Source organism: Shewanella mesophila (assembly GCF_019457515.1).
GTDB lineage: Bacteria > Pseudomonadota > Gammaproteobacteria > Enterobacterales > Shewanellaceae > Shewanella > Shewanella mesophila.
In genome coordinates, this window is record NZ_CP080421.1 from 3,399,092 (window position 1) to 3,425,705 (window position 26,614).

General features: G+C 43.3%; 24 protein-coding genes and 1 riboswitch. Of the genes, 11 read left to right on the forward strand and 13 right to left on the reverse strand.

Annotated elements, in window-relative coordinates; genetic code table 11:
* Positions 1-39: 39 nt before the first annotated feature.
* The 3 genes from rlmC to ohrR all read right to left on the reverse strand — a co-directional run bounded on the left by rlmC (position 40) and on the right by ohrR (position 2,965).
* On the reverse strand, positions 40-1,215 hold the full coding sequence (gene rlmC / locus K0I73_RS15095; RefSeq protein ID WP_220061886.1) for a 23S rRNA (uracil(747)-C(5))-methyltransferase RlmC: 1,176 nt from the start codon (positions 1,213-1,215) through the stop codon (positions 40-42).
* 81 nt (positions 1,216-1,296) lie between these two features.
* Positions 1,297-2,466 (reverse strand): glycerol-3-phosphate dehydrogenase/oxidase, encoded by a 1,170-nt coding sequence (locus K0I73_RS15100; protein WP_220061887.1) that lies wholly within the window; start codon positions 2,464-2,466, stop codon positions 1,297-1,299.
* A gap of 34 nt (positions 2,467-2,500) precedes the next feature.
* On the reverse strand, positions 2,501-2,965 hold the full coding sequence (gene ohrR, locus K0I73_RS15105) for a transcriptional regulator OhrR (protein ID WP_220061888.1): 465 nt from the start codon (positions 2,963-2,965) through the stop codon (positions 2,501-2,503).
* A 311-nt stretch (positions 2,966-3,276) separates the two neighbouring features.
* On the opposite strand from ohrR, the gene K0I73_RS15110 reads away from it, so the two are divergent.
* The 3 genes from K0I73_RS15110 to K0I73_RS15120 all read left to right on the forward strand — a co-directional run bounded on the left by K0I73_RS15110 (position 3,277) and on the right by K0I73_RS15120 (position 5,934).
* The gene (locus K0I73_RS15110) at positions 3,277-3,711 is read left to right on the forward strand and encodes an OmpA family protein (protein WP_220061889.1); all 435 of its coding nucleotides are present in this window, start codon (positions 3,277-3,279) and stop codon (positions 3,709-3,711) included.
* 481 nt (positions 3,712-4,192) lie between these two features.
* Positions 4,193-5,602 carry a cytochrome C biosynthesis protein gene (locus tag K0I73_RS15115; RefSeq protein WP_220061890.1) on the forward strand — a complete coding sequence of 470 codons (1,410 nt, stop codon included), beginning with the start codon at positions 4,193-4,195 and terminating at the stop codon, positions 5,600-5,602.
* 134 nt (positions 5,603-5,736) lie between these two features.
* The gene (locus K0I73_RS15120) at positions 5,737-5,934 is read left to right on the forward strand and encodes a cytoplasmic protein (protein ID WP_220061891.1); all 198 of its coding nucleotides are present in this window, start codon (positions 5,737-5,739) and stop codon (positions 5,932-5,934) included.
* 66 nt (positions 5,935-6,000) lie between these two features.
* Here the strand turns inward: K0I73_RS15120 and K0I73_RS15125 are convergent, their stop codons facing one another.
* The 4 genes from K0I73_RS15125 to K0I73_RS15140 all read right to left on the reverse strand — a co-directional run bounded on the left by K0I73_RS15125 (position 6,001) and on the right by K0I73_RS15140 (position 10,558).
* Positions 6,001-7,167, reverse strand: coding sequence for a sensor domain-containing diguanylate cyclase (locus K0I73_RS15125; protein ID WP_258405203.1), 1,167 nt, complete (start codon positions 7,165-7,167; stop codon positions 6,001-6,003).
* 124 nt (positions 7,168-7,291) lie between these two features.
* A complete protein-coding gene (gene ahpF, locus K0I73_RS15130) occupies positions 7,292-8,857 on the reverse strand; it encodes an alkyl hydroperoxide reductase subunit F (RefSeq protein ID WP_220061892.1) in 1,566 nt (521 codons plus the stop codon).
* A 177-nt stretch (positions 8,858-9,034) separates the two neighbouring features.
* On the reverse strand, positions 9,035-9,604 hold the full coding sequence (ahpC, locus tag K0I73_RS15135; RefSeq protein WP_220061893.1) for an alkyl hydroperoxide reductase subunit C: 570 nt from the start codon (positions 9,602-9,604) through the stop codon (positions 9,035-9,037).
* Positions 9,605-9,814: 210 nt separating this feature from the next.
* Positions 9,815-10,558 carry a spermidine synthase gene (locus tag K0I73_RS15140; protein WP_220061894.1) on the reverse strand — a complete coding sequence of 248 codons (744 nt, stop codon included), beginning with the start codon at positions 10,556-10,558 and terminating at the stop codon, positions 9,815-9,817.
* A gap of 591 nt (positions 10,559-11,149) precedes the next feature.
* Here K0I73_RS15140 and K0I73_RS15145 point away from each other — a divergent pair.
* Positions 11,150-11,695: a mechanosensitive ion channel family protein gene (locus K0I73_RS15145; RefSeq protein WP_220061895.1), complete on the forward strand. Its 546-nt coding sequence runs from the start codon at positions 11,150-11,152 to the stop codon at positions 11,693-11,695.
* Between the two features lie 14 nt (positions 11,696-11,709).
* Positions 11,710-12,681, forward strand: a complete 972-nt coding sequence (locus K0I73_RS15150) for a magnesium transporter CorA family protein (protein ID WP_220061896.1) — start codon at positions 11,710-11,712, stop codon at positions 12,679-12,681.
* A gap of 86 nt (positions 12,682-12,767) precedes the next feature.
* On the opposite strand, the gene K0I73_RS15155 is transcribed toward K0I73_RS15150, so the two are convergent.
* Together K0I73_RS15155 and K0I73_RS15160 are read right to left on the reverse strand one after the other, a co-directional pair.
* The gene (locus tag K0I73_RS15155) at positions 12,768-13,505 is read right to left on the reverse strand and encodes a dienelactone hydrolase family protein (RefSeq protein WP_220061897.1); all 738 of its coding nucleotides are present in this window, start codon (positions 13,503-13,505) and stop codon (positions 12,768-12,770) included.
* A gap of 225 nt (positions 13,506-13,730) precedes the next feature.
* Positions 13,731-14,720: a 2-hydroxyacid dehydrogenase gene (locus tag K0I73_RS15160; protein WP_220061898.1), complete on the reverse strand. Its 990-nt coding sequence runs from the start codon at positions 14,718-14,720 to the stop codon at positions 13,731-13,733.
* 289 nt (positions 14,721-15,009) lie between these two features.
* On the opposite strand from K0I73_RS15160, the gene K0I73_RS15165 reads away from it, so the two are divergent.
* From K0I73_RS15165 to asnC, 5 genes are all read left to right on the forward strand, one after another.
* Positions 15,010-15,420, forward strand: a complete 411-nt coding sequence (locus K0I73_RS15165; protein ID WP_220064407.1) for a hypothetical protein — start codon at positions 15,010-15,012, stop codon at positions 15,418-15,420.
* Positions 15,395-15,928 carry a class I SAM-dependent methyltransferase gene (locus tag K0I73_RS15170; protein WP_220061899.1) on the forward strand — a complete coding sequence of 178 codons (534 nt, stop codon included), beginning with the start codon at positions 15,395-15,397 and terminating at the stop codon, positions 15,926-15,928. The genes K0I73_RS15165 and K0I73_RS15170 overlap by 26 nt, the downstream gene beginning before the upstream one ends.
* 58 nt (positions 15,929-15,986) lie before the next feature.
* Positions 15,987-16,274: a hypothetical protein gene (locus K0I73_RS15175; protein ID WP_220061900.1), complete on the forward strand. Its 288-nt coding sequence runs from the start codon at positions 15,987-15,989 to the stop codon at positions 16,272-16,274.
* 85 nt (positions 16,275-16,359) lie between these two features.
* Positions 16,360-17,037, forward strand: coding sequence for a bifunctional tRNA pseudouridine(32) synthase/23S rRNA pseudouridine(746) synthase RluA (gene rluA, locus K0I73_RS15180; protein ID WP_220061901.1), 678 nt, complete (start codon positions 16,360-16,362; stop codon positions 17,035-17,037).
* 214 nt (positions 17,038-17,251) lie between these two features.
* Positions 17,252-17,713: a transcriptional regulator AsnC gene (asnC, locus tag K0I73_RS15185; protein ID WP_220061902.1), complete on the forward strand. Its 462-nt coding sequence runs from the start codon at positions 17,252-17,254 to the stop codon at positions 17,711-17,713.
* Positions 17,714-17,792: 79 nt separating this feature from the next.
* Here asnC and K0I73_RS15190 read toward each other — a convergent pair whose 3' ends face one another.
* From K0I73_RS15190 to K0I73_RS15205, 4 genes are all read right to left on the reverse strand, one after another.
* Positions 17,793-21,590 (reverse strand): S8 family serine peptidase, encoded by a 3,798-nt coding sequence (locus K0I73_RS15190; protein WP_220061903.1) that lies wholly within the window; start codon positions 21,588-21,590, stop codon positions 17,793-17,795.
* 310 nt (positions 21,591-21,900) lie between these two features.
* Complete coding sequence (locus tag K0I73_RS15195) at positions 21,901-23,007, reverse strand: succinylglutamate desuccinylase/aspartoacylase family protein (protein WP_220061904.1); 1,107 nt, start codon at positions 23,005-23,007, stop codon at positions 21,901-21,903.
* Complete coding sequence (gene lysC, locus K0I73_RS15200; protein WP_220061905.1) at positions 23,007-24,362, reverse strand: lysine-sensitive aspartokinase 3; 1,356 nt, start codon at positions 24,360-24,362, stop codon at positions 23,007-23,009. The genes K0I73_RS15195 and lysC overlap by 1 nt, the downstream gene beginning before the upstream one ends.
* 131 nt (positions 24,363-24,493) lie before the next feature.
* A riboswitch (Lysine riboswitch) is annotated at positions 24,494-24,667 on the reverse strand.
* A 130-nt stretch (positions 24,668-24,797) separates the two neighbouring features.
* On the reverse strand, positions 24,798-25,229 hold the full coding sequence (locus K0I73_RS15205; RefSeq protein ID WP_220061906.1) for a DUF3293 domain-containing protein: 432 nt from the start codon (positions 25,227-25,229) through the stop codon (positions 24,798-24,800).
* Positions 25,230-25,799: 570 nt separating this feature from the next.
* Between K0I73_RS15205 and arcA the strand changes: the two genes are divergently transcribed.
* The gene (arcA, locus tag K0I73_RS15210; protein ID WP_220061907.1) at positions 25,800-26,519 is read left to right on the forward strand and encodes a two-component system response regulator ArcA; all 720 of its coding nucleotides are present in this window, start codon (positions 25,800-25,802) and stop codon (positions 26,517-26,519) included.
* Positions 26,520-26,614: the final 95 nt, after the last annotated feature.

Sequence of the window (26,614 nt, forward strand, 5' to 3'; positions counted from 1 at the left end):
CTTCACCAAAATAATCAGAGACATCAGGTCAGAGCAGGACTAGAGTTCACGTTTCAACATGACGAGGACTTCGAAGTGATCCGTATGAGGAAACATATCAAAGAGTTGTACCTTAGTTATCCTGTAACCCGTGATCTGCTTGAGATCTTTAGCCAAGGTCTTAGGGTTACAACTAGAATACAAAATAGCCTTAGGTGCAAATGCACTGAGAGAATGGCAAAGCGCCTCACCAATACCGCGCCTAGGAGGGTTAACGATAATCAGATCGGGTTTGTTCTGAGCGTCACTTCCACTAGCAAACTCGGTGGAATCGAGGGCGGAAAACTGCACATTGTTAAGTCCCATCGCCTCTGCAGACATCTTAGCGCAAGCGATCGCTTCAGGTTCAATTTCAATACCTGTGAGTGAGATTGACGGCGAAGCGCAGTGCAAGCCAAAACCACCCACACCACAAAACAGATCCCAAATTGCATCTGGCTTCAATTGCGCAGTCCATTCACGGGCAGTTTGATACAGCTTGGCAGCGACCTCTGGATGGGTCTGAAAAAAGCTCTTGGGACGAATATACAAAGGCACATCATTGAAGCACTCCTCTAAACGGGTTGCTTCGCTAAGAAATATCTCTTCATCCCCTTCCAGAATCGCCATATGTACAGGTTGCAGATTGACGGAAACGACTTTGATTTGAGGATAGTCGGCCAGTAATATCGGTAGTTCCCGCTCAATGCGTGCGATTGCACCTGTTGTTCGCAACACAAACCTGAGCATATATTCGCCGCGAACTTGACTGCGAGTCAGCAAGATAAACTTAAGTTCGCCCTTAGCTTTATAGACGCGATATGGCGGTATCCCCGCCTGCCTGACAAATCGTTCGAGTCGATGTAACAGTTGCTGCATCTCTAATGGATAAAGCGAGCAGTCGCACAAGCTAACAGGCTCACCACTTGGGCTCACCAAGCCTAAAATGGGTTGATGCGCAGCGCCAAGTACCACCATTTTAGCCTTATTTCGAAATCCACTATCGGGGCCTGAGATGGGTGGCAACCATTGTTCAACCGTTAACCCCGTAAGCAGTTCACTTAGCACAACTGATTTTGCCGCTAACTGTGCCGGTAACGGCGTCTCAATATTGCGACAAGATAGGCATTGCTTGGCATCGAAATAAGCACACTTCACGAAAGTTTGACTCGCTGAACTTGATAAAAAAGGCGGCACACTTTAGCGCTTTTACGGTAAAAAATCATCTTATCACTGCGATTAATTAAGAGGCTCTTAGCCTGTTCCATAAGACAGTCCCTAATCCAATGGTAACGAATTGATGTCAGCTTTAATTGGTCTCGCCCCCAACTGCGCAGAGATCCAAGTGACAACTTCCTCTGCAGTATGGCGAAAGGTGGTTAATTTTCCACCATAGATAGTCAACAGATGTGGATGACTATCTTGGCTGCTCATCAAAGTCTCTCTTGGCAGGTCAAATGTATCGCCACTTAATTTTGGCAGCACCCTAATACCGCAATAGCTAGCAACTATCTTTCTATCTAGTTGATTGCTATCGGCAAGATGCGGAAAATAGTAGCCAAAGATACCCAGTAAATAATCGGTCTCAGCTTGGGTGACTCCAGCATCTCCTATTGTATCGATTGGAGTTTCAGTGGTGCCAACCATCGTCTTACCATGCCAAGGGATGACAAACACCACGCGTTTGTCATAAATTGACTCAAGGTACAAGATCCCTCTTGGCGGCGGGATATCGAGCACCAGATGACTGCCCTGCACTAACTCGATGTTGACCTTAGAGATTGCGGGGGACACCAGATTTAGCGTTTGATTGACCCAAGGACCAGTAGCATTGATGACACATTTAGCGAAGATCTGCTTGGTTTGCTGCTGGTGTTGATAGGCTAAGATACAGCCTTCGGCGTTGTGAGCGATTCGTTTAATATCGACGTTAGTCTCAATAGCTGCACCTAAGCCTTTTGCACTTTTCGCTACCGCTAAGGTTAAGGCATGATCGTCTGTTTGAGCATCCCAATAGCGAAATACCGCGCGCAGCCCCTTGAGCTTTAATCCCAATGAAGGCCACTCTTTAGCGTCGACAGATTTAAATTGTCCCAAAGTATCAAATTCACTTAGCATTGCATAAAGACTTAACCCCGCACGTATTGCTAGCGGACCTCGCTTGCTTCCTTGATAAATAGGAATATAAAAAGGCACTGGCTTAACCAGAGTTGGTGCTAATGTTAATAACGCCTTACGCTGAGCCAAAGACTGGCGCACAAGACTAAGTTGCCCAGTCTCTAAATAACGTAAACCACCATGAATTAGCTTACTGGAGTTAGCAGAGGTTTTCTCTCCGATGCCATCTTTTTCTAATATGAGAACACGATAACCTGCAGCTTGCGCACTCTGAGCAATGCCAACGCCGGTAATACCGGCACCTATTATCACTACATCAACAGCGTCCATACTGCGCCCTCTGGTTACACAATGAGTCGAAATATCAGTTTTTGTCTGATTTATCAGCGTTATCTAGGTAGCGGTATGCCTTGTCACAAAGCTGCTTTAGCTGAGCAAACTCTTCAGGTTCACCACCTAATTTACAGCGCATCTGCAGTGGAACCTCCAAGGCTTGCTCCCTCAACGCAGCTCCTTTCTCTGTCAGGTGCAATACCCGAACTCTTTCGTCAAGTTCACTTCGACCTCGATTGACTAATCCTTTCGCTTCGAGCCGTTTGAGCAAGGGAGTAAGCGTTCCTGAATCGAGATGCAGCTTCTCACCTAGGGTCTTCACACTGATCCCCTGATGCTGCCATAGCACTAACATGGCTAAATACTGAGAATAGGTTAAATCTAAACGCTCGAGTAAAGGTCGATAGGCACGAACCATAGCGTTTGCGGCACTATATAAAGAGAAACAGATCTGATTTTCCAATGAGAGTGGATCACTCTGATTATCCTGACTCATTTTGACTTTACCATTATTTAATTGCACACAACTTTTAGTCAGTTTACTGCAATGATGACACAAAGTGAAAATTTTATTTATAGAAATCTAAAGTCAATAAATTGTCATTTATACATAGACTTAATCAAATTACTACACAAAACCATTAAGATAGTATCCGACTAGATTATGACGCCAGAAAAATAGCATCGCTTTGTCAGTACATTTGACCAGTAGCAGGCAAAAGCATGATTGATTTTCAGCCGAAAAAGGCCTAAATTGCGTCCGGCATTTAGATTTATACTTTATAAAACACATTGGAGGTGTTCACTATGAAGCTTCAGCTAATAGTGATTGTGTCATTTCTCTTCACCGTTCAAGCAAACGCTCATTGTCCACAAAACATTAATTTTGGCGATATTCCGTTTGAAAAAAATAGTTCATACTTTGCTAATAAACATACAAAGCAATTACAGCAGTTAATTGAAAAGACTCAGTCTGACAATGGCTACTTGTTGTTAGAGTTCCCAGTATACAAAGGCCAAACGGATAAGAAACTGAGACAGTATGATATGTGGTTAGCGAATCGCCGTATCGAGCGTGTTCGAAACTATTTATCACAATCTGACTATAACCACCCCATCGTCACTCGTATCCTCACCGCAAGTAGCACAGACTCACGCACATTAAGCATTCATTGGTGCCAACAGGAGCATCAGCAAACCATTGTCGCAGACGCAAACCAAACTCATCACAATCTTGAATAGTGTTAGCTTGCTCTGGCTGAGTCCACAAAATCGATATCTATTTATTTCTGAAGCCAAAAAGCGGTGCTAGTTAACACTTTGCGTACATTTCAAGATTTCCATAGCAAATCTAGAACATAAACTTAAACTCCCCTTTTTTGCACAGTAAACTGTTGCTAGGCCTGTTGAACTTTCAAGGTTGTTTCTGCAGCGAATTGTTGGGTATTCACACAAGACAGAAGCTTTGTAGTGTAGTTATTCTACATAATAAGCTGACAACGAAGTAGAAATGACCAACAAACGCTGCCCGAAGGATTCGGCGAAAACCATTTTACTCTTCGTTAAGTGAATTCTGCTTAGGTGATTAGGCTGCAATCCACTGCCTCGATTAAAGCGTTTTTGTCTCGAACAAAATTCAACCAGCAAAGATCAACAGGTTCTAGAGGATTAATCCCTTTATCATCTTGCTCTTGATTTGGTAGACACTTCCCGGGGAGGGAATATGTTAAGACCCCTTGTTTTATGTTTGTTAATACTCTTTAGTGCGATTCCATCATTTAGTCAGGCTTCTGAAAGTCAAAATCCGACGACGGATACATGGCATTATGTAGACGCGCAAGGTCAACTAAAAATCAAGTTATACTTCTTCTGGTCTAAGACCTGCCCTCACTGCGCCGAGGCTCATCCATTCATCGATGCCCTACCTGAAAAATATCCTTGGATTGAACTTGAGTCCCATATGGTTTCAGCAGAAGGAACCATGAATAAATGGCAGCAGATAGCAAGTGAAACTAAGGTTGAAGCACGTTCTGTTCCTTATATAGCCTCATGTGAAAAAGCCACCGTGGGATATAGCAGCCAAGCCGTGACGGGTGAGTATATTTTACAAAACCTCAAAGCATGCTATCTCGCATTAGGTGGAAAAATCGATGAAGCCGACACTGATATAGCGCAAGTTAATACTCCTGCAGATGATGCATCTCCATTATTTGCCACTTGTAGTGAAAGTGCAGAGGAAGGTACCTGCGATTTAGGCTTAGGCAACAACGACGAAACTCAGGTTAGCAATGTACAACCTATTGAATTGCCGCTGATTGGAGTGATTGCACCAGAAACACTGTCTCTTCCTGTGCTGACAGTAGTCCTTGCAGGAGTCGATGCATTTAATCCATGCGCCTTCTTCGTCTTACTCTTCTTACTATCGATTATGGTCAACGCCAAAAGCCGCAGTCGCATGCTGATCGTTGGCGGGATATTTGTCTTTTTCTCAGGCTTTATCTACTTCTTATTTATGATCGCTTGGCTCAATATTTTTGAGTTACTCGGCGCTGGCAGCGATGGAGGACTGATAATTCTAGGCGCAGGGCTAATGGCGCTCATTGCAGGTACGATCAATATTAAGGACTATTTTTTCACTAAAGGTGAGGTCACCTTATCAATGTCTGCTGAGAATCGCACCGGACTGATAAAGCGTATGGGCAAACTCACTAGTGCTAGCAGTATGGCGGCTATGATAGCCGGCACTGTAGTATTAGCCATCCTTGCCAACGCATACGAACTATTGTGCACAGCAGGATTCCCGATGATCTACACCAGCGTCCTTTCGATGCATGAACTCCCATCTATGGAGCGCTACATGTATTTGGTGTTTTATAATATCGTCTATGTGATCCCGCTTGCTGCCATTGTTATTGCCTTTAGCGCGACTCTAGGTAAACGTAAACTGACGGAAAAAGAGGGGCAAACCCTAAAACTGATGTCCGGCATTATGATGATTGGCCTAGGCGGAACATTAGCGGTAGACCCAACGGCGCTGCAAAATGTTACCTTAGCAATAGGCTTAATCGCGGCCTCAATCGGTTTAACCTTTGTGGTGACGCTAACGAGAAAACTGGTGACTAAAAACAGCTAATGAGTCGTTTCTTGAGGGTGAGCACTCTTGGTTAAAGTTCACCCTAAAGTTTTACTAAGCTGAGCCGATAATACTGTAGTTAAGATGTGTCATCCCATTTAGCAACAGACATACATCAGTGTAAGGCGGTAATTATGGCAGTAACAGTTGGGACAAGTAATCTTCAACCAAACCTAAGCAATGGAAGCGTTGGTGTTAAAGTCGCTCAACTTGCTAAAGAGCAACAACGGGCAGAGGGAGAGATTGCACTACAACTGATAGAGGCGGTGGATGCTGCTCCTAGCGCAGCACCTGTTGGTAATAGTGGTCACAATATCAATACAACAGCTTAGTTAGAGCTAAATCGATAAAGCCCCTCCTTTCAGAGGGCTTTTTTATGCAGGTAAAAATTAGCGCGATCATACTTGCTCAGCATCATGGGCTTTGGCTTTTCCACTGCAATAGCCGTCGCGCCCCGATGATTTAGCCTGATAGAGGAGAAGATCAGCTCCGCGAGTAACATCGCCGACCTCAAGACCTGGTTGCCACTGACAGACCCCCTGAGACACTGTGATATAAGGACTAACATCTGAATCGGGATGAGGGATCTTAACCTGTCTGAGAGCCAGTTTTATTTTATCTGCGATGTACACCGCCCCTTCAAGGGCGGTATCGGGCAAAATAATCGCAAACTCTTCACCACCATAGCGACAAGCCAGATCTCGTGGCCGAGAAGCAATACTGTGTAACAGTTCTCCAATTATCTTCAAGCACTCATCGCCAACCTGATGCCCTTCACTATCATTAAGGCGCTTAAAGAAATCGACATCAATCAAGATTAACGATAGGGGCGTACTATCACGCTCTGCAGCCTTAACTTCTTTCAGCATAACATCATCAAAATGACGCCTGTTACTAAGATTTGTCAGTCCGTCAAGAAGTGCCATCTGCTTAAACTGTTGTAAAAGCTGTTGCTTCTCAATATCACTCAAGATAGCCTTTTTAAACCATTCTATTAACACGTTTTGTCCTGAGATAATGATCACCAGCAAACAGATAAACTTAGTCACTGCAAAAATCGGGGTTTCTGGTATTTCAATCAGGCGAATGATCAGGCCGATCATCATCAAAGGTAATATACTGATGAGTAACCATCTGCGCTTTGGAAATAGTGAAATAGCGAAAGTAAACACCAAAATATCGACTATGGTTTCAGCGCTATTTAAGGCGTTGTATTCGCTGAGCACTTCGTAAGAGGTAGTGAGATAGAACTGGCCAATGATGAAGATAATCCAAGCAGCCTCTAACACTAAGATATAGCAACATACCAAGCCAAGACTACGTTTCTGTGGTTGCTTATAAATGACGCCTGCAAGCCCAAATAGAGACGCACACAGAACAGGAAGCTCTAACGTAATAAGCTGCTGAACTGTAATGATATGTGTTTTTTGCAACATAACGGCGAAGAAGATCGCCGTCAGCAAAAACATCGATAGCAACGCCACCCACTTAATCGATTGAGTAAGGTACTGATGAGTTTCTTCTATGACAGCCTCATCGAAGCTTTTTGGCATATAATTATTCACTACCTAGAAAAACTCCTCAAATTTGCCAATAAAACACAACCATACTCAATAAATTAGCTAAATTATATAGTCGAATAAAAAACAGCCAGCATATAGCTGGCTGTGTTTAACTCAATATACCGCTTTAAGCAGCAATCGTTTCGGTCGATTCGCTGTGGCGAATTAGATAATCGAACGCGCCTAATGAAGCCGTTGCACCACTCCCCATCGCAATGATGATCTGCTTATAAGCCGAGTTAGTTACATCTCCCGCAGCAAATACACCCGCAATAGAGGTTTCACCTTTGGCATCAACGATAATTTCACCTCTGTTGGTCAACTCGAGGGTATCTTTTAACCACTCAGCATTGGGTACCAATCCTATCTGAACAAATATACCGGCTAACTCGACATGATGACTTTCGCCTGTCGCTCTATCTGTGTAGTTAAGTCCATTGACGCGAGTACCATCACCCGTCACTTCCGTGGTCATCGCCTGAGTAATAATCTTGATATTACCCATTGAGGCAGCTTTGCGCTGTAAAACCTCATCGGCGCGTAATTTATTGTCAAACTCTAACACTGTGACATGTTCAACGATATTGGCTAAATCTATCGCAGCTTCAATCCCTGAGTTGCCGCCACCAATCACCGCAACTCGCTTACCTTTAAACAGTGGACCATCACAATGCGGACAGTAAGCCACACCTTTTCCGCGATACTCCTGCTCACCGGGTACGTTCATTTCACGCCAGCGAGCACCTGTTGCGAGTAATATGGTTTTACTGCGCAGCACGGCGCCACTTTCTAATTCAAGCTCAAATAGTTGACCAGATTTTAGACTCAAAGCACGCTGATTATCCATAATATCGACATCATACTCGTGAACATGGGCTTCTAAATTGGCAACCAGTTTTGGTCCCTCTGTCGCTTTGACAGAGATAAAGTTCTCAATACCGACGGTTTCAGCCACCTGCCCACCAAACTTATCGGCGACGATGCCTGTACGTAATCCTTTTCGAGCAGCGTAGATAGCCGCCGAGGCTCCTGCTGGGCCACCACCAACCACTAAAACATCGAACGCCTCTTTCTGATTAAGTTGTTCTGCCTTGCGACTACTCGCATTGACATCGAGCTTATTGAGAATTTCAACAACACTGATCCCACCAACTGAAAACGCTTTGCCATTGAGATAGACCGAAGGCACCGCCATGATATTACGCTCATTCACTTCTTCTTGAAAAAGTGAACCATCGATCATGACATTGGTAATATTAGGATTAATCGCAGCCATCATATTCAGAGCCTGCACAACTTCAGGGCAAGTTTGACAACTCAGTGACACATAGGTCTCAAATTGATATTTACCAGGTAGCGCGCGGATCTGCTCAATTAGCTCACTATCGAGCTTGAGTGGATGTCCACCCGTGTGCAATAACGCCAATACTAGTGAAGTAAATTCATGCCCCATAGGTAAACCAGCAAAGGTGATTTCACTTTGAGTTTCTTTATTGGTTACAGTCATCGACGGAGTACGCTTACCCTCTGATTCGGTCAATGACACTAAATTTGAAATAGTAGTAATATCAGTTGCTAACGACCTTAACTCTTGGGCTTTAGGGCTATCATCTGCCGACACGACAAGTTCAACTGGGCGCTTGAGGTTTTGCAGATAAGTAGTCAGCTGATTTTTTACATTCGCATCTAACATGGAAACTCCTAAAAATAAGACAATGATTAATGAATCAAGAAAACTAAGATAAAAAACCAGCTCACACTTTGCAGGGGGCGAGCATGAGCTGGCGAGGAGATAATGGGGCTTAGTTACCAACCAAGCCTTATCAGATAAGGGAGATGAATCCTCATCTGATAGGAGTTAGGCAACTAATTAGATCTTACCAACTAGATCTAAAGATGGTGCGAGTGTCGCTTCACCTGGCTGCCATGCAGCTGGACATACTTCGCCATCGTGAGTTGCAACATATTGAGCAGCTTGGATCTTACGCACCAACTCAGACGCGCTACGACCAATACCCAAGTCATGAACTTCAGCAACCTTGATTTGGCCTTCAGGGTTAATCACAAAAGTACCACGAAGCGCTAGGCCATCCTCTTCGATCATCACACCAAAATTACGTGTAATAGTGCCAGTTGGGTCGCCAATCATTGGGTAATTGATCTTGCCGATAGTGTCAGAACTATCGTGCCATGCTTTGTGAGTAAAGTGAGTGTCGGTAGATACTGAGTACACTTCAACGCCCATAGATTGTAGCTTCTCGTAATGGTCAGCCATGTCACCTAATTCAGTTGGGCAAACAAAAGTGAAATCAGCTGGGTAGAAGAAAACCACTGACCACTTACCTAATAGATCTTGCTCGGTGACAGAGACAAAGTCGCCATTGTGGTATGCAGTTGCAGAGAAAGGCTTGATTTCAGTGTTGATGATAGATTGTGTCATTTATAGCTCCATTTACGTTATTAACGGATTTTGTTACGGGTTGATGGCAACTGCCGAAACCCAGTATTCGTTGTCGATGGAGTAATAATAGCGACTGTAGATAATTAAATATAACGGATAAAAGCTATCATGCTAATCGATTTTTATAATTGAACTATGTTTTCAACTGAAAAACCGATTAGCCAAAAGATGAAGTCTTTTAAATAATAATCATTGCCAGTGCTCAAAACGAGTAAGGCTGCGCACTAAAGGAAAGTCGAGTTGTACTGATAGTTGCTGTGCATCTGCTTTCAAACCACTGCTGCTAATATCTCTGGCGACTTTGCCAGCGATCACAACCCAGTTGCCACCTCCTGTTAAGCAGGCTCTCACCTCGGAAAAGTGGATCTGCAACAAAGCTAACAATTCCCGATTTTGGCTATGTTCCTTCCAGCAATTAAGCACCAAATAACCATCGGCTTTTACCATGCTTGATGCATTAGCTATAAATGTCTCGGTCAATTGATTCTCGTCAACACCCTCTGCCCCATAGATATCGGCAAAGATAACATCGGCTTTTTTATGATCACGCTGCACTAAAAACTCAGTCGCATCTTGATGAATGAGCGAGAGCTTCTTACCTATGGGAAGTTGAAAATAGCGTTTAGCCACCTCGATCACGCTAGCCCTAAGCTCGACTGCGGTGACATTGATCGCCCGATCGTAATTACGCAATGCGTGAATAAGTCCCCCACCACCGAGACCCAATACAATCACTCGCTTTGGCTTAATAAACAGTAACACCAATAACATAGCTTGAAGGTAGGTATGTTGAGGAATATGCGGTGCGCTCTTGAGTAATTTGCTTTGTTCATCGCTGTCGCCAAATGAGAGTAAACGTATGTCTCTATCTTCGAGTACGATCACTGGCCCGAACTCATCTTCACTGCGGTGTATCGTCTGATAATCTGTCATGCAATTTCCAAAATAAGCGCATTACCATTAGCGGCTCATTTCTTTAGTACCAAAGAGCCAATATTATGAAGTAATTGCCAACGTAACACAGCAATTATCCCTAATATGCACTAACAACTTCGTCGAGCCAGTCATTAAATAAGCTGAACTCGGGTTAAGAGATGGCATAACGCTAGATGAATTAGCCGTTTTACGCTTGTTTCATCTCAAACTTGTCATTTGTTTTGCTAACAAGGCGTATTTACGCGTCAATAGGCCGCCTATTGCAAGTAAATCCAACGCAGTTAGCGGAATAAAGGGCTGTTTGAGATACGTTTATTATCCCGAGTTCAGGTGAAATAGTGATTGAGTTGAATCAACTTTATCTGCATGCGCCTTGAACCACGCCACTTAAATCCACTAAACAAAAAACTCATCACGCAAACAAGAGGAACAAGTCTAGATACCTTGTAACTGTGGTAAAAATTGTAGTCAAAGCGCAACGTGACTTGGCGATCCCAAGGCTAGAATCAATGGTTATCGAACGATTAATTGCATAAAAGTAGTCAATGTAGTATTTGTTTAAAATCTTATGTTTATAGCAATTTACCCATGACCCAATCACTACTTATTATCAGTCTTTATATTGTACTTTTTGTTTTCGGCCAACGTCTACTCAACAATTGGGTTAACAAACTGGCACAGTTAAAACAGGTCACCCACACCCGCGCTAAGTTGGTTACTCAATACATAAGCTATCTGTTTTTCAGCGTTATGGCTTGCCTAATGATAGTGTCTCTGGGGATTGAATATCAGCAGGTTTCCCTGTTTATCTCCTCTGTTTTTGCTGTATTAGGCGTCGCATTGGTCGCACAGTGGTCGATACTCAGTAATATCACCGCAGGTATACTGATCTTTTTCGTATTTCCGTACCGTATTGGCGACAAGATCAAAATCATAGATAAAGATGAAGATGTGAGTGGCGTTATTGCCGAAATCAGCCTATTTCACGTACTGATAGAACGAGAAGACAATATAGTCATTACCTACCCTAACAATTTGATGTTACAAAAAGGGGTACTAAAGTTATCCAACAAAGCCCCGAAGGCTATCGCTATCGATGAACACAAAGATCATACCCAGCAGCAAAGCGATTAAATAGAGGTGTAAGCATGATAACGACCTTACTTTACCATCCCAAAGACGACACTTTAGTCAAGGGAGATGATTCGGCTATCGCGACCTGGCAACAGAGCGAGGACAGCATTATATGGCTTAATATCGAAGGGGAATTAACCGCATCGCTGCAACAACAATTACAACAGACCTTTGGCTTACACCCATTGGCGCTTCAAGATGCCTCTCGCGACAGGCATCCCCCAAAAATTGAAGGCTTCAATGATCACACCTTTATCATCCTAAGAGGATTATCTGCTGACTCAGAATCGATAGACTGCGATAACATCCTACTGGCACTGTTTATCAGCGAACGTTTCATTATTACCCGTCATTTAGAGCGTTCGTTAAGCATTGAACGCACCATAACAGCTCTCGAATCGGGTTCACTCTCATTAAGCGCTGGCACGGGTGCAATAGCACTAAAAATAAGCCGCTTTGTGATTAAGCGCTATCATAAAATCTTGTTTGATCTTGAAGTCCGCCTAGAGGAACTTGAATCGGTAATGCTCACCACTGCCGATGATAAAGTACTCGCCGAAGTAGTACTTTATAAAACGGATCTCACACGGTTAAGACGTAATTTTCACTATCACGTGGAATTATTTAATACCTTACGCGATGAACAATTTGCACCATTCGACGCTAGCTTAGCCCATGAAATTAACGATGTATGTGAACATCAACATCGTGCCGCCAGTCTCGCGGATCTCTTCTATCAGGTCTCTAGCGATCTTATCGATGGTTATATCTCGATTAGCGCTCATAGGCTAAACAATATTATGAAGGTACTCACCATTATCACAGCTATCTTTGTCCCATTAACCTTTATCGCAGGTATTTATGGGATGAATTTTGAGTACATTCCCGAGCTAAAACATCACAATGGGTATTTCATCGTCTGGGGAGTCATGTTGACCATCACTGCGGTATTGATCTGGCTATTTAGAAAGAGAAAGTGGATTTAATTTGATTCAATAAATAGGCGAACCTTAGTTCGCCTATTTATTATGCTTCAAAAATACTAATTGGCTGGCTTGAGGTTCTCCATAGACTAACGCAGGACTCGATGGAAAAAGGCCACCGCTTGCTGATAGATCTGTAACGCCAACGCTGGATCGTACCTGTCTCCTTCGTCACGCATAAACGCATGTTGCGCATTAACCTCATGCCAACTAAATGTTCGTCCTGTCTCTGTTAGCCTGTCATAAATAAGCTTACGCCCCTCTCCAGATACATGAGGATCTTGCTTGCCGAACACCAATACTAACTCCCCCTGAATATCGGCGGTTCGACTCAAAGAGTCATTACCGTTATTGCAAGGTAGCGTATTTGAATGAATATCTGTGGGATAAAGACAAAATGCACCAACGACATCACTGTTTAGCGCAGCTCGATAGGCTAAATGGCCACCGATACACACGCCCATCGCGCCAACTAGACTGGTGCAAAATGGTTGGCTTTGGGCAAATGCGACCAAGGCTTGAGTGTCGCTATCGTGGTGCTCTAACCCTTTAGTAAACTTATCCTCATTGCCTTTATCTTTACCCGCATCATCATAGGCGAGAACGGTTCCGATAGGATTGAGTTCATGGAACACTTCAGGCACTAGGACGACAAAACCATGCCCTGCTAGCATCGCTGCCGCTCTTGCAATAGGTGCGGTCTGCTGAAATATTTCAGAATAGAAAATGATAGTAGAAAACTGCCCTTCGGCATCAGGACGATAGAGATAACATCTCATTGTCCCGGTAGGGGTATCTATATCCTGCACATCCTGTTTAACCATCATACTCACACCCTCAGGCTAATAAATTTGATTATAATCTATCAGCCCAACAGATGAATGTCAGTTATCGCTAGTAAATTAAATAAGCAATCTGATTATTGATCAGAAAACACGAACTAAAACCCAGCCCATATTAAGATAACGCGTTATTCTCATTATATAATTCCTAGCATTACCTCTCACATTATTATGTTCAACCATAACCAAATAAAAATGAGTAAGCTGTAATTAATAGAGCTGATTTGGACACACTTCGCCATTCAGTAACTGTTTGATATTAGTCAAACTAGTATGCGCAATAGCACCTAATGCTTCCTCCGTCAGGAACGCTTGGTGGCCAGTAAAGATAACATTATGACAAGCCGATAAACGTCTAAATACATCATCTTGAATGATCTCATTTGACTTATCTTCAAAAAATAACTCTTTCTCATTTTCGTACACATCTAAGCCCAATGAACCAATTTGACCCACTTTCAAGGCCTCCATGGCATCGATTGCGTTAAGTAATCCACCACGACTGGTATTAATAACCATCACTTTGGGCTTCATCTTAGCAAAGCTCTCTTGATTCAGTAGGTGATGATTATCTTCGGTCAACGGGCAATGCAAACTAATGATGTCACATTGCGGATACAGTTCATCTAAGGTGCAATATTCGACGCCTAAATCGAGCACGGCTGGATTTGGGTAGGGATCATATGCGAGCACTTTACAGCCAAAGCCAAGCAAGATTTTTATGGTGGCAACGCCAATCTTGCCCGTCCCAATCACACCAACAGTGCGGCCATACATATTAAAACCAACCAAACCCTCAAGAGAAAAGTTCGCGTCACGAGTGCGCTGATACGCCTTATGTACCTTACGATTAAGGGTCAACATCAAGGCTATGGTATGTTCGGCAACCGATTCTGGAGAATAAGCAGGTACATTGACCACTTTCAAACCTAAGCGTTTTGCCGCGACGAGATCGACATTATTAAAACCTGCACAACGCATTGCGATGATCTTGGTGCCATTTTTAACTAATTCGACTAGCACCTCCTCACACAGAGAGTCATTTACAAAGGCACAAATGACTTCATAACCCAGCGCCAACTTTACCGTTTTCATACATAGACGAGAGTCAAAATATTCAATGTGAGCACCAAAGGCACTATTAGTGCGATTGAAATGTTCCATGTCATAGTACTTAGCACTAAAAAAACCTATTTTCATTTGTCGTTACCTAATGTTGTCTTTGCAATGTATTAAGCAGCGCTCAATACCCTATTGAAGATACTCGTTATTTCATAACGAATATGACTGCCAAATCTAAACTATACCTAAGTATAACCAAGCATTGTTGGCGATTGAATAATTGTCCACCTGTAAGCTTGGGGTCAGCTGACAAATGCTGCATAAAGCACAGTTTACCGAATAATAGAGCGCTGATCTCTGTGGTTAAATGTGTTTTCGAATATTTCCTGATAAGCTGACCACTAAATTAATCCACTGTACAAATCATATGGGACGAAAGCAGATCTCCGAAAGACAGTTTTGGGTACAAAGACTGAGTAAAACCAGCTTGAGAGCATTACACATTCTAGGTGTCGTTGGCGCTGGCGGAGGCATTTTATTAGACGTACCTAAGGCGGATTGGACCCTTTATTGGACTATCGCCATGATATCTGGCTCTATCTTAATGTTATGGGAAGTATTTCGTGATTGGCGCTGGTTAATTCAGCTTAAAGGTGTGTTAACCCTGGTCAAGCTTGGACTATTAAGTTTGTTCATCCCACTCGCGAGTTACAAACCTGAACTCCTGATAACGATAGTACTCTTATCTGTGGTAGTTTCTCATGGCCCAGCTGGCCTGCGGCACTATTCAATTATTCATAGGCGACGGATCGATGGAAAAAAAGAGATTAAAGGATAGCGCATCAGAGTTACTGACAAATAACCTTAACTTATTAAACATCAATAGCCGCGCTCAAGTATTAGACTTGGCCTGTGGGAGTGGCCGAAATGGTCTATGGTTAGCAGAGCTGGGCGCACAAGTCACTTTTATTGATAGAGATCTAAGTCACCTCAGCAAACTTCCAACAAACTGTCACTCAGTCAAATTTGATCTAGAAACGGGTAAAAAGCTCTCTCTGGCGCAACAAAAATTTGATCTCGTTATCGTGTTTAATTACTTACACCGACCACTCTTTGAGCCCATTAGGCAGATGCTCAAGCCTAGTGGACTAATAGTATATGAAACCTTTATTACGACTCAGGCAGAGTATGGACGACCAAAAAACCCTGACTTCCTGCTACGCGAAAACGAACTTTTAGATGAGTTCAGTGATTTTGCGACTTTGCACTATTTCCAAGGTAATGTAGGCTGTGAAGATGCCCCTTGCTTTAAAGCCCAATTGATCGCCCAAAAGCCTATCAATTAAAAGCAGATCACCTAAAAGCAAGATTAAGCTTCATTTAAAAACAGCATAAGGATCTCATATGTTTCCCTACCCAGAACAATATCGACTAGCAGCACCGCCGCTGATAACAGCATTTATGGTGGTGTGGTCCCTATTGTCTAGGGCACTGCTTGGTGACGCTAACCCTATTGGTTTTTATCCATTATTTATGCTGTTTCCGTTAGTGATCTTACTTCACGGGCATTTGATTTGGACAGCTAAAGGAATGGAACGATTAGATCAAGCCATCTATGCCTTCATTCACCTCTCGTTAGCATTCGTTGTATGGACTTTTGCCATAATGCATGTCAATGGTCACAGCCTGTAAAACCAGATTAAACTTAACCCGTTTTCCTTGCTCGCAACTAAGGTAACGGGTATCTTTGCTGCCGCTAAAAAATTTTGAATTAACTATGACAAATTTTGTGTATGCTCCACCCACTTCGCCTTGGCTAGATGTGGTTTATCAAGATAAAGATATTATTGTAATTAATAAGCCATCGGGACTACTTTCTGTCCCTGGGCGCGATCCAGCCTATCACGATAGTATTTACTCGAGAGTACTAGGCGAACATCCCAATGCCCAGATCGTTCACCGTCTCGATATGTCGACCTCGGGTATCATAGTCGTCGCCCTTAGACGCAGCGCAGAGCGGGAGCTCAAGCGTCAATTTAGAGATAGAGAGACTCAAAAAACCTATTACGCCAGAGTCGCGGGACACCTAAAACCACAAATGGGAACCGTTGATCTTCCGCTTATTTGCGATTGGCCTAATCGGCCGAAACAAAAAGTCGACCACAAAATAGGTAAACCTTCTACCACACATTTTGAAGTGGTTAGTAAGGCCAAGCGTTCAACCTTAGTCAAATTGACCCCGATCACAGGTCGTTCTCATCAACTTAGAGTGCATATGATGGCCCTTGGTCATCCAATCCTTGGTGACAACTTTTACGCCGATCCGTTGGCGAAAAGCCTAGCACCAAGGTTACTACTGCACGCACAATCACTCACCATAAAACACCCTTATAACGGTGAGTTAATGACCTTTTCGACAGAGATCCCCTTTGTTGAAGTGACTCAGCAACAGTGAGTTAGCACCTCGAATCTCGCCGTCTCTGGACGGCTTTGTCTGACCACAAAACTATTGCGCTAAATGCCACTCTTCGCTTCCATATCTAGCAGCAGTAAAACACTCTCATTAAGCTAATTGATGCTATATCTAGCTATTAACACAAAAAATTAGCCGTTTAACAAAAAATGCCGTAAATTAATTAACAATATTAGTCATTGTGCGGTATTTATTGATGGATAACTCATTTCAACGAGATCAGCTCGACAATCAAATTCTTTCAGCTCTTATGGAAGAAGCTAGAACCCCATTTGCCGAGTTAGCCAAACGATTTGGTGTCAGCGCAGGAACAATCCATGTGCGTGTAGAGAAGATGAAACAAGCAGGAATTATCACTGGCGCGCAAATCACTGTAAACCCAAAAGCATTAGGCTATGACGTTTGCTGTTTTATTGGTATTAATCTCAAGAGTGCTGGCGACTACCCAGCCGCTATCGCTAAATTAAACGCGCTTGAAGAGGTCACCGAAGCTTACTACACCACTGGCAACTACAGTATTTTTGTCAAAGTTATGTGCCAATCAATTGATGGCTTACAACACGTCTTAATCAACAGAATTCAATCTATCGACGAAATTCAATCCACCGAGACACTCATTAGTTTACAAAACCCCATTGTTAGAGCAGTAAAGCCTTAAGTGGAATAATTAAAAGACAACCCATATAAAAGAAAAAAGGCTAACTTTCGTTAGCCTTTTTTATTACTTAACAAATATACTAAGCTTTAAATTTGCGACGCATCCATACAAATGGCAATAACATCAAAGTCATCCATCCAGCCGCACCACCATTATCTACTTTAACAGATTCAGCAATTGAAACATGAGTCGTAGCGACATCGGAGTTACCATTACTATCAGACACTGTTAACTCAAAAGATAATATCATTCCTTTGCTGTCAACTTCAGGAGCCTTGAATGTAAACGATGCAGCAGACTTATCAATTTGAACAGGTGTGCCTCCTGTTTGTACCCACTGATACTTTAATGCATCATCGTTGCCATCAAACGATGAAGAGCCATCAACTGTAATACTTTCACCCTCATATCCTGTAGCCGGAGAGCTAGCCATCGCAACTGGCGCAACTTCAGCGACACCAAACTTTAAAGTCTCTTCTATAGTGTCACCATCACGCTCATTGGTAAGCTTAAGCGCATAAGGATAACCTGCTTTAGTTGGAACCAGATCAAACCCTACTGACAAGTTTTCACCAGAAGAGGCCTCTTGAACAACAGTCCAAGTAATAGTATTACCTTCCATCACACCGTCATGAGAAATATTAGCGACCTTATGACCAGCAGACATCTGGGCACTAAAACTATATTCTCTGTCTTCATCAGTAAAGTTAGGCTCGACTTCAAAGCTAACACGACTTGCCTCACCTGCGACCATCGCATCAGAGAGATTTGTCATATGTGTGACATCGTTTGTACGAACAACGCTGTAAGGCAATTGAACCATAGCCGACTTATCACCCGACTCAAGAACAACGATACCAGCAGAGTTTTTATTGGTATCCCAATTAAATGTCAGGTTAAACTTACCATCGGCTTCATCAACGACTACCGCAACATCATCACTTTTGGACTCATCATTAGCCAATACTGAAGTAATTTTCACAGTAACATCATCACTTCCACCTGGGGTCGACGCTTTATAGCCGTCAACAACGATGTAATAAACACCAGCAGGTAAGTTAGTAAATGCTACCGCTTCGTCAGAATCAGGGCCAGCACTGCTTCCAATCTTAGTAAAGCTCGCATCCAAAATTCGAAGATCTACATCTGGTGCTGTTTCAGAAGAAGTAGAAAAGATGACATTGCCTAAGTCACTAGAAAACTCAACGCCGGTATAATCGAAACCATCTTCGGGTACACTCAATACCGTTGGTTCGATTAGATTCGACGCTTTATCATAGGCTCCAGCAGTGATATTACTTAGTTCATTAGAAGTAAAACCACTATAGGTAATACTACCTTCTGAGCGTGAAGCAGTAATAGTTAAGCTATCTGGTAAGTTATCACCGTTAGACTTCACCGCAACAGGAAGCTTAACCTCTGGCATACCGTCAGAAGCGAGCTTGATATTGGCAAAATTCCAACCTGCGCTTGCAGCAGAAACATCAGCTGTAACTGTAAGCTCTTGCGTTTCACCCGCCTTCAACTCAAAAGTACTAGGCATTACGCTAAGAACTAACCCGTCGGTAGCACCTAAGCTACTAGCAGTCCACGCACCATCTTTAGTCGCCTTAACCGTTCTTGTCCAAGTACATTTCTCTACGCACTTAGCGTTCGCCATTGTTGCTAAGTTAATTTGAGAAGGTTGTCCACCTAAACTAGGATCGGCTTTAACATAGTCAACATAGCTCTCATCCATCACTAAACCAGTTTTAGCAGCGGCCTCGACATTTGCATAGCCAGCACCCATGTCAAAGAAATCTGATGGTGTTGTGCCATCATCTTTAAGGGTCGTTTGATTAGCGGTCATCATCAATGCAGACTGAACTTCAGCTGGCGTCCAATCAGGATGGATGCTTGCCAAGAGTGTTAAAGCTCCGGCGATATGTGGGCTCGCCATTGATGTACCACTTAGGAATGCGTAGTCACTTGGATCTGGAGAAGTTTTAAATGCATCAGACTGGTCATTAGCGTAAGCAGCAAAAATACTGACACCTGGTGCGGCAATTGAAGGAGCAATAACATCTGGTACTGACTTGTTAGGCCCACGAGATGTAAAACCAGCAGCAATACGTGCTAGTTTGTCATCATGGATAACCTCTGTGCCGCTTATGGTCGCTTTGTGATCTGCACCGCTCGCTAACCACGCTCGAAGCACATCACCTTGAGCAGCATCGATATGAATAGCAGGTAATACGTGAGCATCTGCAACAACAGAATCAGCGCCACCACTAACATTAGCCAAAACTAAAGCTGAGGCACCACCAGATTTAACATGACGACCTTTATCAACTCGTGCAATTTCACCACGATCACAAACTACGATGGTATCTGCGGCAAATGTGTTCTCAGGGAAAGGCTCAAGACACTGTGCTGGATCATGATCAGGATCATTAGGATTTTCATAGTCACCAGCATACACGATAGACCCTGTATAAGCTCCAGTCATCGCTTTACCTTTTAGCGCTGCAGGAGCTGCGGTATCACCACCGCTAAATCCACTAATTTCCTTTTCCGAAAAATCACGATCATGTGTATATGCAGCAACAGTTGTTAACCACGGCGCGTCACCTGGCGAACCAACTGTTTCAGGTCCTGGACCAGAGTTCCCCGCAGATGTCGCGACATGTATACCCGCTTTACGTGCAGAGAGGAATGCAAGAGCATCGGCGTCGTTCCAAGGATTACTCGAACCACCACCAATAGAATAGTTAAGAGCATCAACACCGTGTTCAATAGCATGTTCAACAGCTAAAACAGTTAAAGATGGGAAACAACCACCAAATCCAACATCATCATCTTCACCGGGAAGACAAACCTGATATGAAACAATGTTAGCGTGAGGAGCAACCCCAGACATTGAATCAAAAACCACACCAGTGTCCCCACCGTCAACATCTGGGACGTTGGTACCCACTAGTACGTTACCCGCTGTCGTACTAGCCGTATGAGAACCATGCCCATTATGATCTTCACCATTTGTTGGCACATCAATATCATAATCGAGATATTTATCCGTTACAGCAGGCCAACTATGGACACCAATCAACTTATCGTTACAAAGCTCTGGATAATCAACTGCACAATCACCTGAATAAACACCAGGTCCCCAAGGGTTGGTATGGTCATACTTATCGCCGCCAACATCAGCAAATGATGGGTGATCGGTATTAACACCGGTATCGATAATACCAACGATCATTCCTTCACCTTTACTTTCTACACCAGTAGCATCACCACTCCAAATTGCTGGCGCTTTAATTATTGCAGGACCAGAGTCAGTCATTGGCTTACGTAACACTTCTCGTTGAATCTGGGCGATTCCTGCAACGCTAGCAAGCTTAGCCGCTTCATCCTGAGTCATCTCAATGACCATGCCGTTATAGGCCAGAGTCGTTCTCTGCTTAACGTCCAACTTACCTAATAAAGCGCGCGCTTTAGATAAAACTGAATCTTGACGAGAAGTAAGCAGGGAGCGGTAAGATGTTACATTCTTACTATTAATATCAAGCTTACGATTCTTATACTTAACCACTTCAGCGGAAGTAGCCTTATACCCTTGAATCCCTCCTTGATAGAGTGCTACAGGGCTGTCAGTAAGGCGAACAAAATATCTATATTTTCCTTCTGGTAGATCATGTTCAGGTGAAAAAACAGCTCGATTACGTACAACCTGCTCCTGAGCATAGGACTTCGAATCCACCTGAGGAATATGGTTTTTGACGCTGGCTGACTTAGTTACGGCAACCGTGGGGGTTTGAATCGAACTTATTGAAGCAGCACTCGAAGACATGCTTAATAACGCAGTAGAGACTGCAATCGCGATTTTAGTTTTCACTTGTCAATTCCTTAACTTCTTATAGTATTTTTGTTATGTCGGCTCTATCAATTGATAAAATCGAACCTAGCGCGCTCCCTTCCCAGAATAATCACTAGGCCAATGCAAATTCGTCAGCACATTTATCTGACGAAGCATACCTTTTAACACGGAATGAACAAAAAAAACAAGTTAGAAACAAAAGAAGTTTGTTTGAAACAGGATGACAATTAGAAAAGAGATGATGGATATCATTAACCGTCATCTAAAATCGCAACACGAAGGGTAAAAAAGCCATATTTACATAAATTACAAATAGTTAAAATTAATTTTAAAACTCAAAAACATTCGTCATCACTTTATACAACTCGGTCCCTTGATAAACAGATGCTGACGCAAAATGCAAAATAGGAACACAATCTAAGGTCACCGCTAAGGAGCTGAGCACTTGGTCTGAGCCGTAAAGATCTAAACGCAAAATATTCGCTAATGGTTGACCCACCTCTAAAGGTTGACCAACTTGAGCCAAGTACTCAACCATACCACCAATGGGAGCATGGTATTTTTTATAGTCCTTTAAGTAACAGCCAAACCTTTGCATCTTAGCGGGTGCAACACGCTCACCTATAACGCCACGATGGCTCAAGTATGCCATAATGCCCTGGGCATCGACCAAAGCATCTTCTAAATCGATACGTTCCTGTGAACCGAGTTCCAAGGTAAATGCAGAGACTGGCACGGCAAATTCTCTCCCTTGCGCTTTAAGATGTTCGCTAAGTTGCCACCAAGGACAAAATATCGACTCATCCATTGCACCACCAAACTCATTGGGGATCAACAAGGTATAGGGAATTGAAAACAAGGCCGCAGCCTGAGCATCATACTCAGGACAATAAAGATGCTTACAGGATTTTGGCCCCGTATGGAGATCGAGTACGATATCCGCTTGGTGCCCCATCTGCTGCAGCATCACCGCTTGTTGATGCCCAGTTGTCACGCCCCACTCATTCGTAAGACGCATCTGACACTGCTCGAGCAACATGGCTCGGTAAGCTTGAATCAACTCACCATCCGCTAAATGACTGTGCTTGACGTACCAAGCAGCGACATCGACTTTATGGTCAAAATATTCACGATTCCAGTTTACCCCAGTGATCGGATCAAAACGACCAAGGGTAAACTCACCGCTTTTTTGATTAATACCTAAGGGGTTAGCCAAAGGCACTAAGGTTATACGGCCCAGCAGCTCACTATTTTCGAGCAAGCGCATAAGCTGATAGATAACCGCGTTACCCTGCACTTCTGCACCATGCACATTGGCTTGAATATAGACGCTAGGTCCCGATATCGAATCAGGCTTAAACTGAAAAATAGGCAGTTCTAAATCTTGCCCTGTCGCCAATTCGCCAATCTTAAGCGTGGTTCGAGTCGGTTTCATTAGGCACCTTCAAATAGGTTTTCATGCAGCGAACGAACGACTTGCGCCGCTTCAGACTCTGCCACCAAAACACATAAATTATGTGGGCTCGCTCCTTGACAGATCATCCGAACATTATGGGGTTCTAGTACCTCAAATACCCGGCGGCAAACACCTGGTGTTGAAGCTATCTTGTTTCCAACAATAGCAACCAAGGCTAACTCATCCTCAACGCGGACCCGACAATGCTGAGACAACTCTTGCAGTAGCGCTTCACTCAATAAGCTACTACCCGCCGAATCGGAACCCGTTTTATCTAACGTAAGCGATACATTCACTTCAGAGGTAGTGATCAAATCGACACTGATTTTATGTCTAGCGAGAGTGGCAAAGGTTTCGGCTAAAAAGCCTTGAGCATGTAACATCTGCAAGCTATGAAGATTCAGTAAAGTTTGATCTCGGCGCACTGCAACGGCGCGATAGATGGGCTCATCACTCACTTGATGGCGGATCCAAGTTCCACCCCGTTCAGGTTCTTTACTCGATCCCACAAACACCTGAATCTTCTGCCTTACCGCTGGCAAAATTGTCGCAGGATGTAGCACTTTGGCACCAAAGGTTGCCATCTCTGCCGCCTCATTAAAGCTGATCTCGGCAATGGGTTTCGCATTCGGAGCCAAACGAGGATCGGTAGTATAGATACCTGCGACATCGGTCCAAATTTCTACAGCCGATGCCTTAAGCGCCTCGGCAAGTAAAGCCGCAGAATAGTCGCTACCACCACGTCCCAAAGTTGTTGTAGCACCTTGTTCATCGGCACCAATAAAACCTTGGGTTACAATACGCTGACTTTTTAATAGCGGCGTTAAATGCTCACAGCATAAAGATTCTATCTGTTCTATTTGAGGTTCTGCACGACCAAAATGACTATCGGTACGCATGACTTGGCGAACATCAAAAGCAGAGGCTGACTCTCCTTTCTCACGCAGTACGGCGGCAAAAAGGGCTGATGAACACTGCTCACCTTGAGACAGTAACTCATCCATCGTCGCCTTGCTACGCTCCAGGCTAAGAGACTCACTTAACACCGCAATACGGCTAAGCACAGCATCTAAACGCGCAGCAACATCACTCGGACGACCTAGTTCATCGAGGATCTTATATTGAATCGATGCAATATCTTTCAACAGTTGCTGACGTCGACCATCATCTAACTGTGCTTGAGTAAGCTCAACCAGTAGGTTAGTCACACCACTAGAGGCACTGACAACTACGACACGCGTATCGGAACTGGCAAGAATAATATCGGCGCAACGACTCATAGACTGATAGTCAGCGACGGATGTGCCACCGAATTTTGCAACAACAATAGACATTAGCTCACCTCAACTAGAATGATTGAGACAGGCAATAAAACTTGAATAGTTAACATGATTACGCTCCGAACTAACTTCGTTCGAAGAGCCTGGTGCAAAGATTACGCACCCCAAGACGGGAAACAGCGATCACCACCAGAAGCTCTCCACCAAAACAGGTGACAATCGACGGGATTCAGCCCTGACGACCGATAAACAAATGAACCAAACAGATGCCTATCTCGGCGTTAATCTCCCTCATAAACCGTCATCAGAGTTTGGACTCTTCAAGTTTACTACCTAGTTAACGCTCCTCTTCTGTATCTCAATCAATAATGATTAAGATGGACGAAAATTAGCAAACATATATCTAACAAGTCAACGATATTTATTGTATTTGAGCAAGTTTCTTGTCTAGCGAAGCAAATCCTATCTATCTTAGCTGCAGCGAGGCCTTTAAGAATAGATATCTGGCAGCTCGCTGACCAAACTGACCCTTGCTGAAAAGCTCCCCAAGGAGAGTTCGCTATAGTTAATCAAGCAGGGGACAAGTTGCAAAAGATCTTCCTCTACATAATAGATAGCGTTTTGATTAAACACCCGAGCTAACGCAACAGCATCTAGCTTGTCCATAGGTATCGCCCAGCTTTTTTCCATATGTTGCTTATCTAATGAACAGCCAACTACAGATCGGTAGGGATATTGTAACTTCACGATATGCCTTTGTAGTTGTCTATCTAATAAACGATTCTGCGAGGGGGTGAGTATTTCACCTCTTGGGTTGTGAGCGGTAATTATTGCGAAGGATAGTAAAGGAGAAAATGTTTGGGTTAGTAGAAATTGTGTTTGCTGATAACAGTGCCAAAAATGTTCAATCTCAGTACTCATCACTAAATCATTCCTAAATTAGACTCAGCAAATTATAGCAAAATAGCGCGAAGTTCCTATCCCTGTGATGCAGGTCACCTTATTAACTTTTATTAATCCCTTTAATAACAGATGGATAAAGACAAATACGTGATATAGATCAAATCTGAAAGTAAATTTGTTAACATTTCATTTGTTAACAAATGACTAAAACGAGTACAATGAACACCGAGATTCACTTCCACTCATCTAACGATGAAACACTTTTTGCTACCCCTTGCTCCAGAAGCAGTAACTTAAAGTTAGTCAATTTTCTGTATAAAATGTGAGCTTAGGCTGTTTTAACATTTAAACTTGAAAATAGTTAATAGTTAAAGGAACTATTTCCTACTACTGTTAATCGAAGTGAATACTGTTCGCGTAGCTTCTTATCAAGATACGCATACTTTACTAATCATGAAGTGTGTTGCTGTTTCAAGCCAGTTTGATGAAAACACTTACGTGAATCAGTAACTGTAAGAAAAGATAGGCCACGGCACCACTTGGCGCACATGGTTAGGACAGGTTTAAACAAATATTAGGTAATTAAATATGCAAAACCCGCACATTCTGATCGTTGAAGATGAAGCCGTTACCCGGAACACGCTAAGAAGTATTTTCGAGGCTGAAGGATATGTGGTAACTGAAGCCAATGATGGCGCAGAAATGCATAAAGCAATGCAAGAAAATAAGATCAATCTAGTTGTTATGGATATCAATCTTCCAGGCAAAAATGGTCTTTTATTAGCTCGCGAACTCCGTGAAATCAATAATATCGGTCTAATCTTCCTAACGGGCCGTGATAATGAAGTTGATAAGATTCTAGGGCTTGAAATTGGTGCGGATGATTACATCACTAAGCCATTTAATCCTCGTGAATTAACTATCCGAGCTCGTAACTTGCTAACTCGTGTAAATAGCACTGGCGCAGAAACTGAAGAGAAAAGCTCAGTTGAATACTACCGCTTCAATGGTTGGAGCCTAGAGATCAACAGTCGCTCATTGGTAAGCCCACAAGGTGAGTCTTACAAGTTGCCACGTAGTGAATTCCGCGCGATGCTTCACTTTGTTGAAAACCCAGGTAAAATCCTGACTCGTGCAGACCTGCTAATGAAGATGACAGGTCGTGAGCTTAAGCCACACGACCGTACAGTGGACGTTACGATTCGTCGTATCCGTAAACATTTTGAAAGCTTACCAGACACGCCAGAAATCATCGCAACGATTCACGGTGAAGGCTATCGTTTCTGCGGTAACTTAGAAGAAGCATAAATCACATCCAGCTAGCGCAAATGTGATTCGATTCGAAAAGCCAGTCTAACGACTGGCTTTTTTGTACATGGATTGTATTTATCCCCGATGGCCAT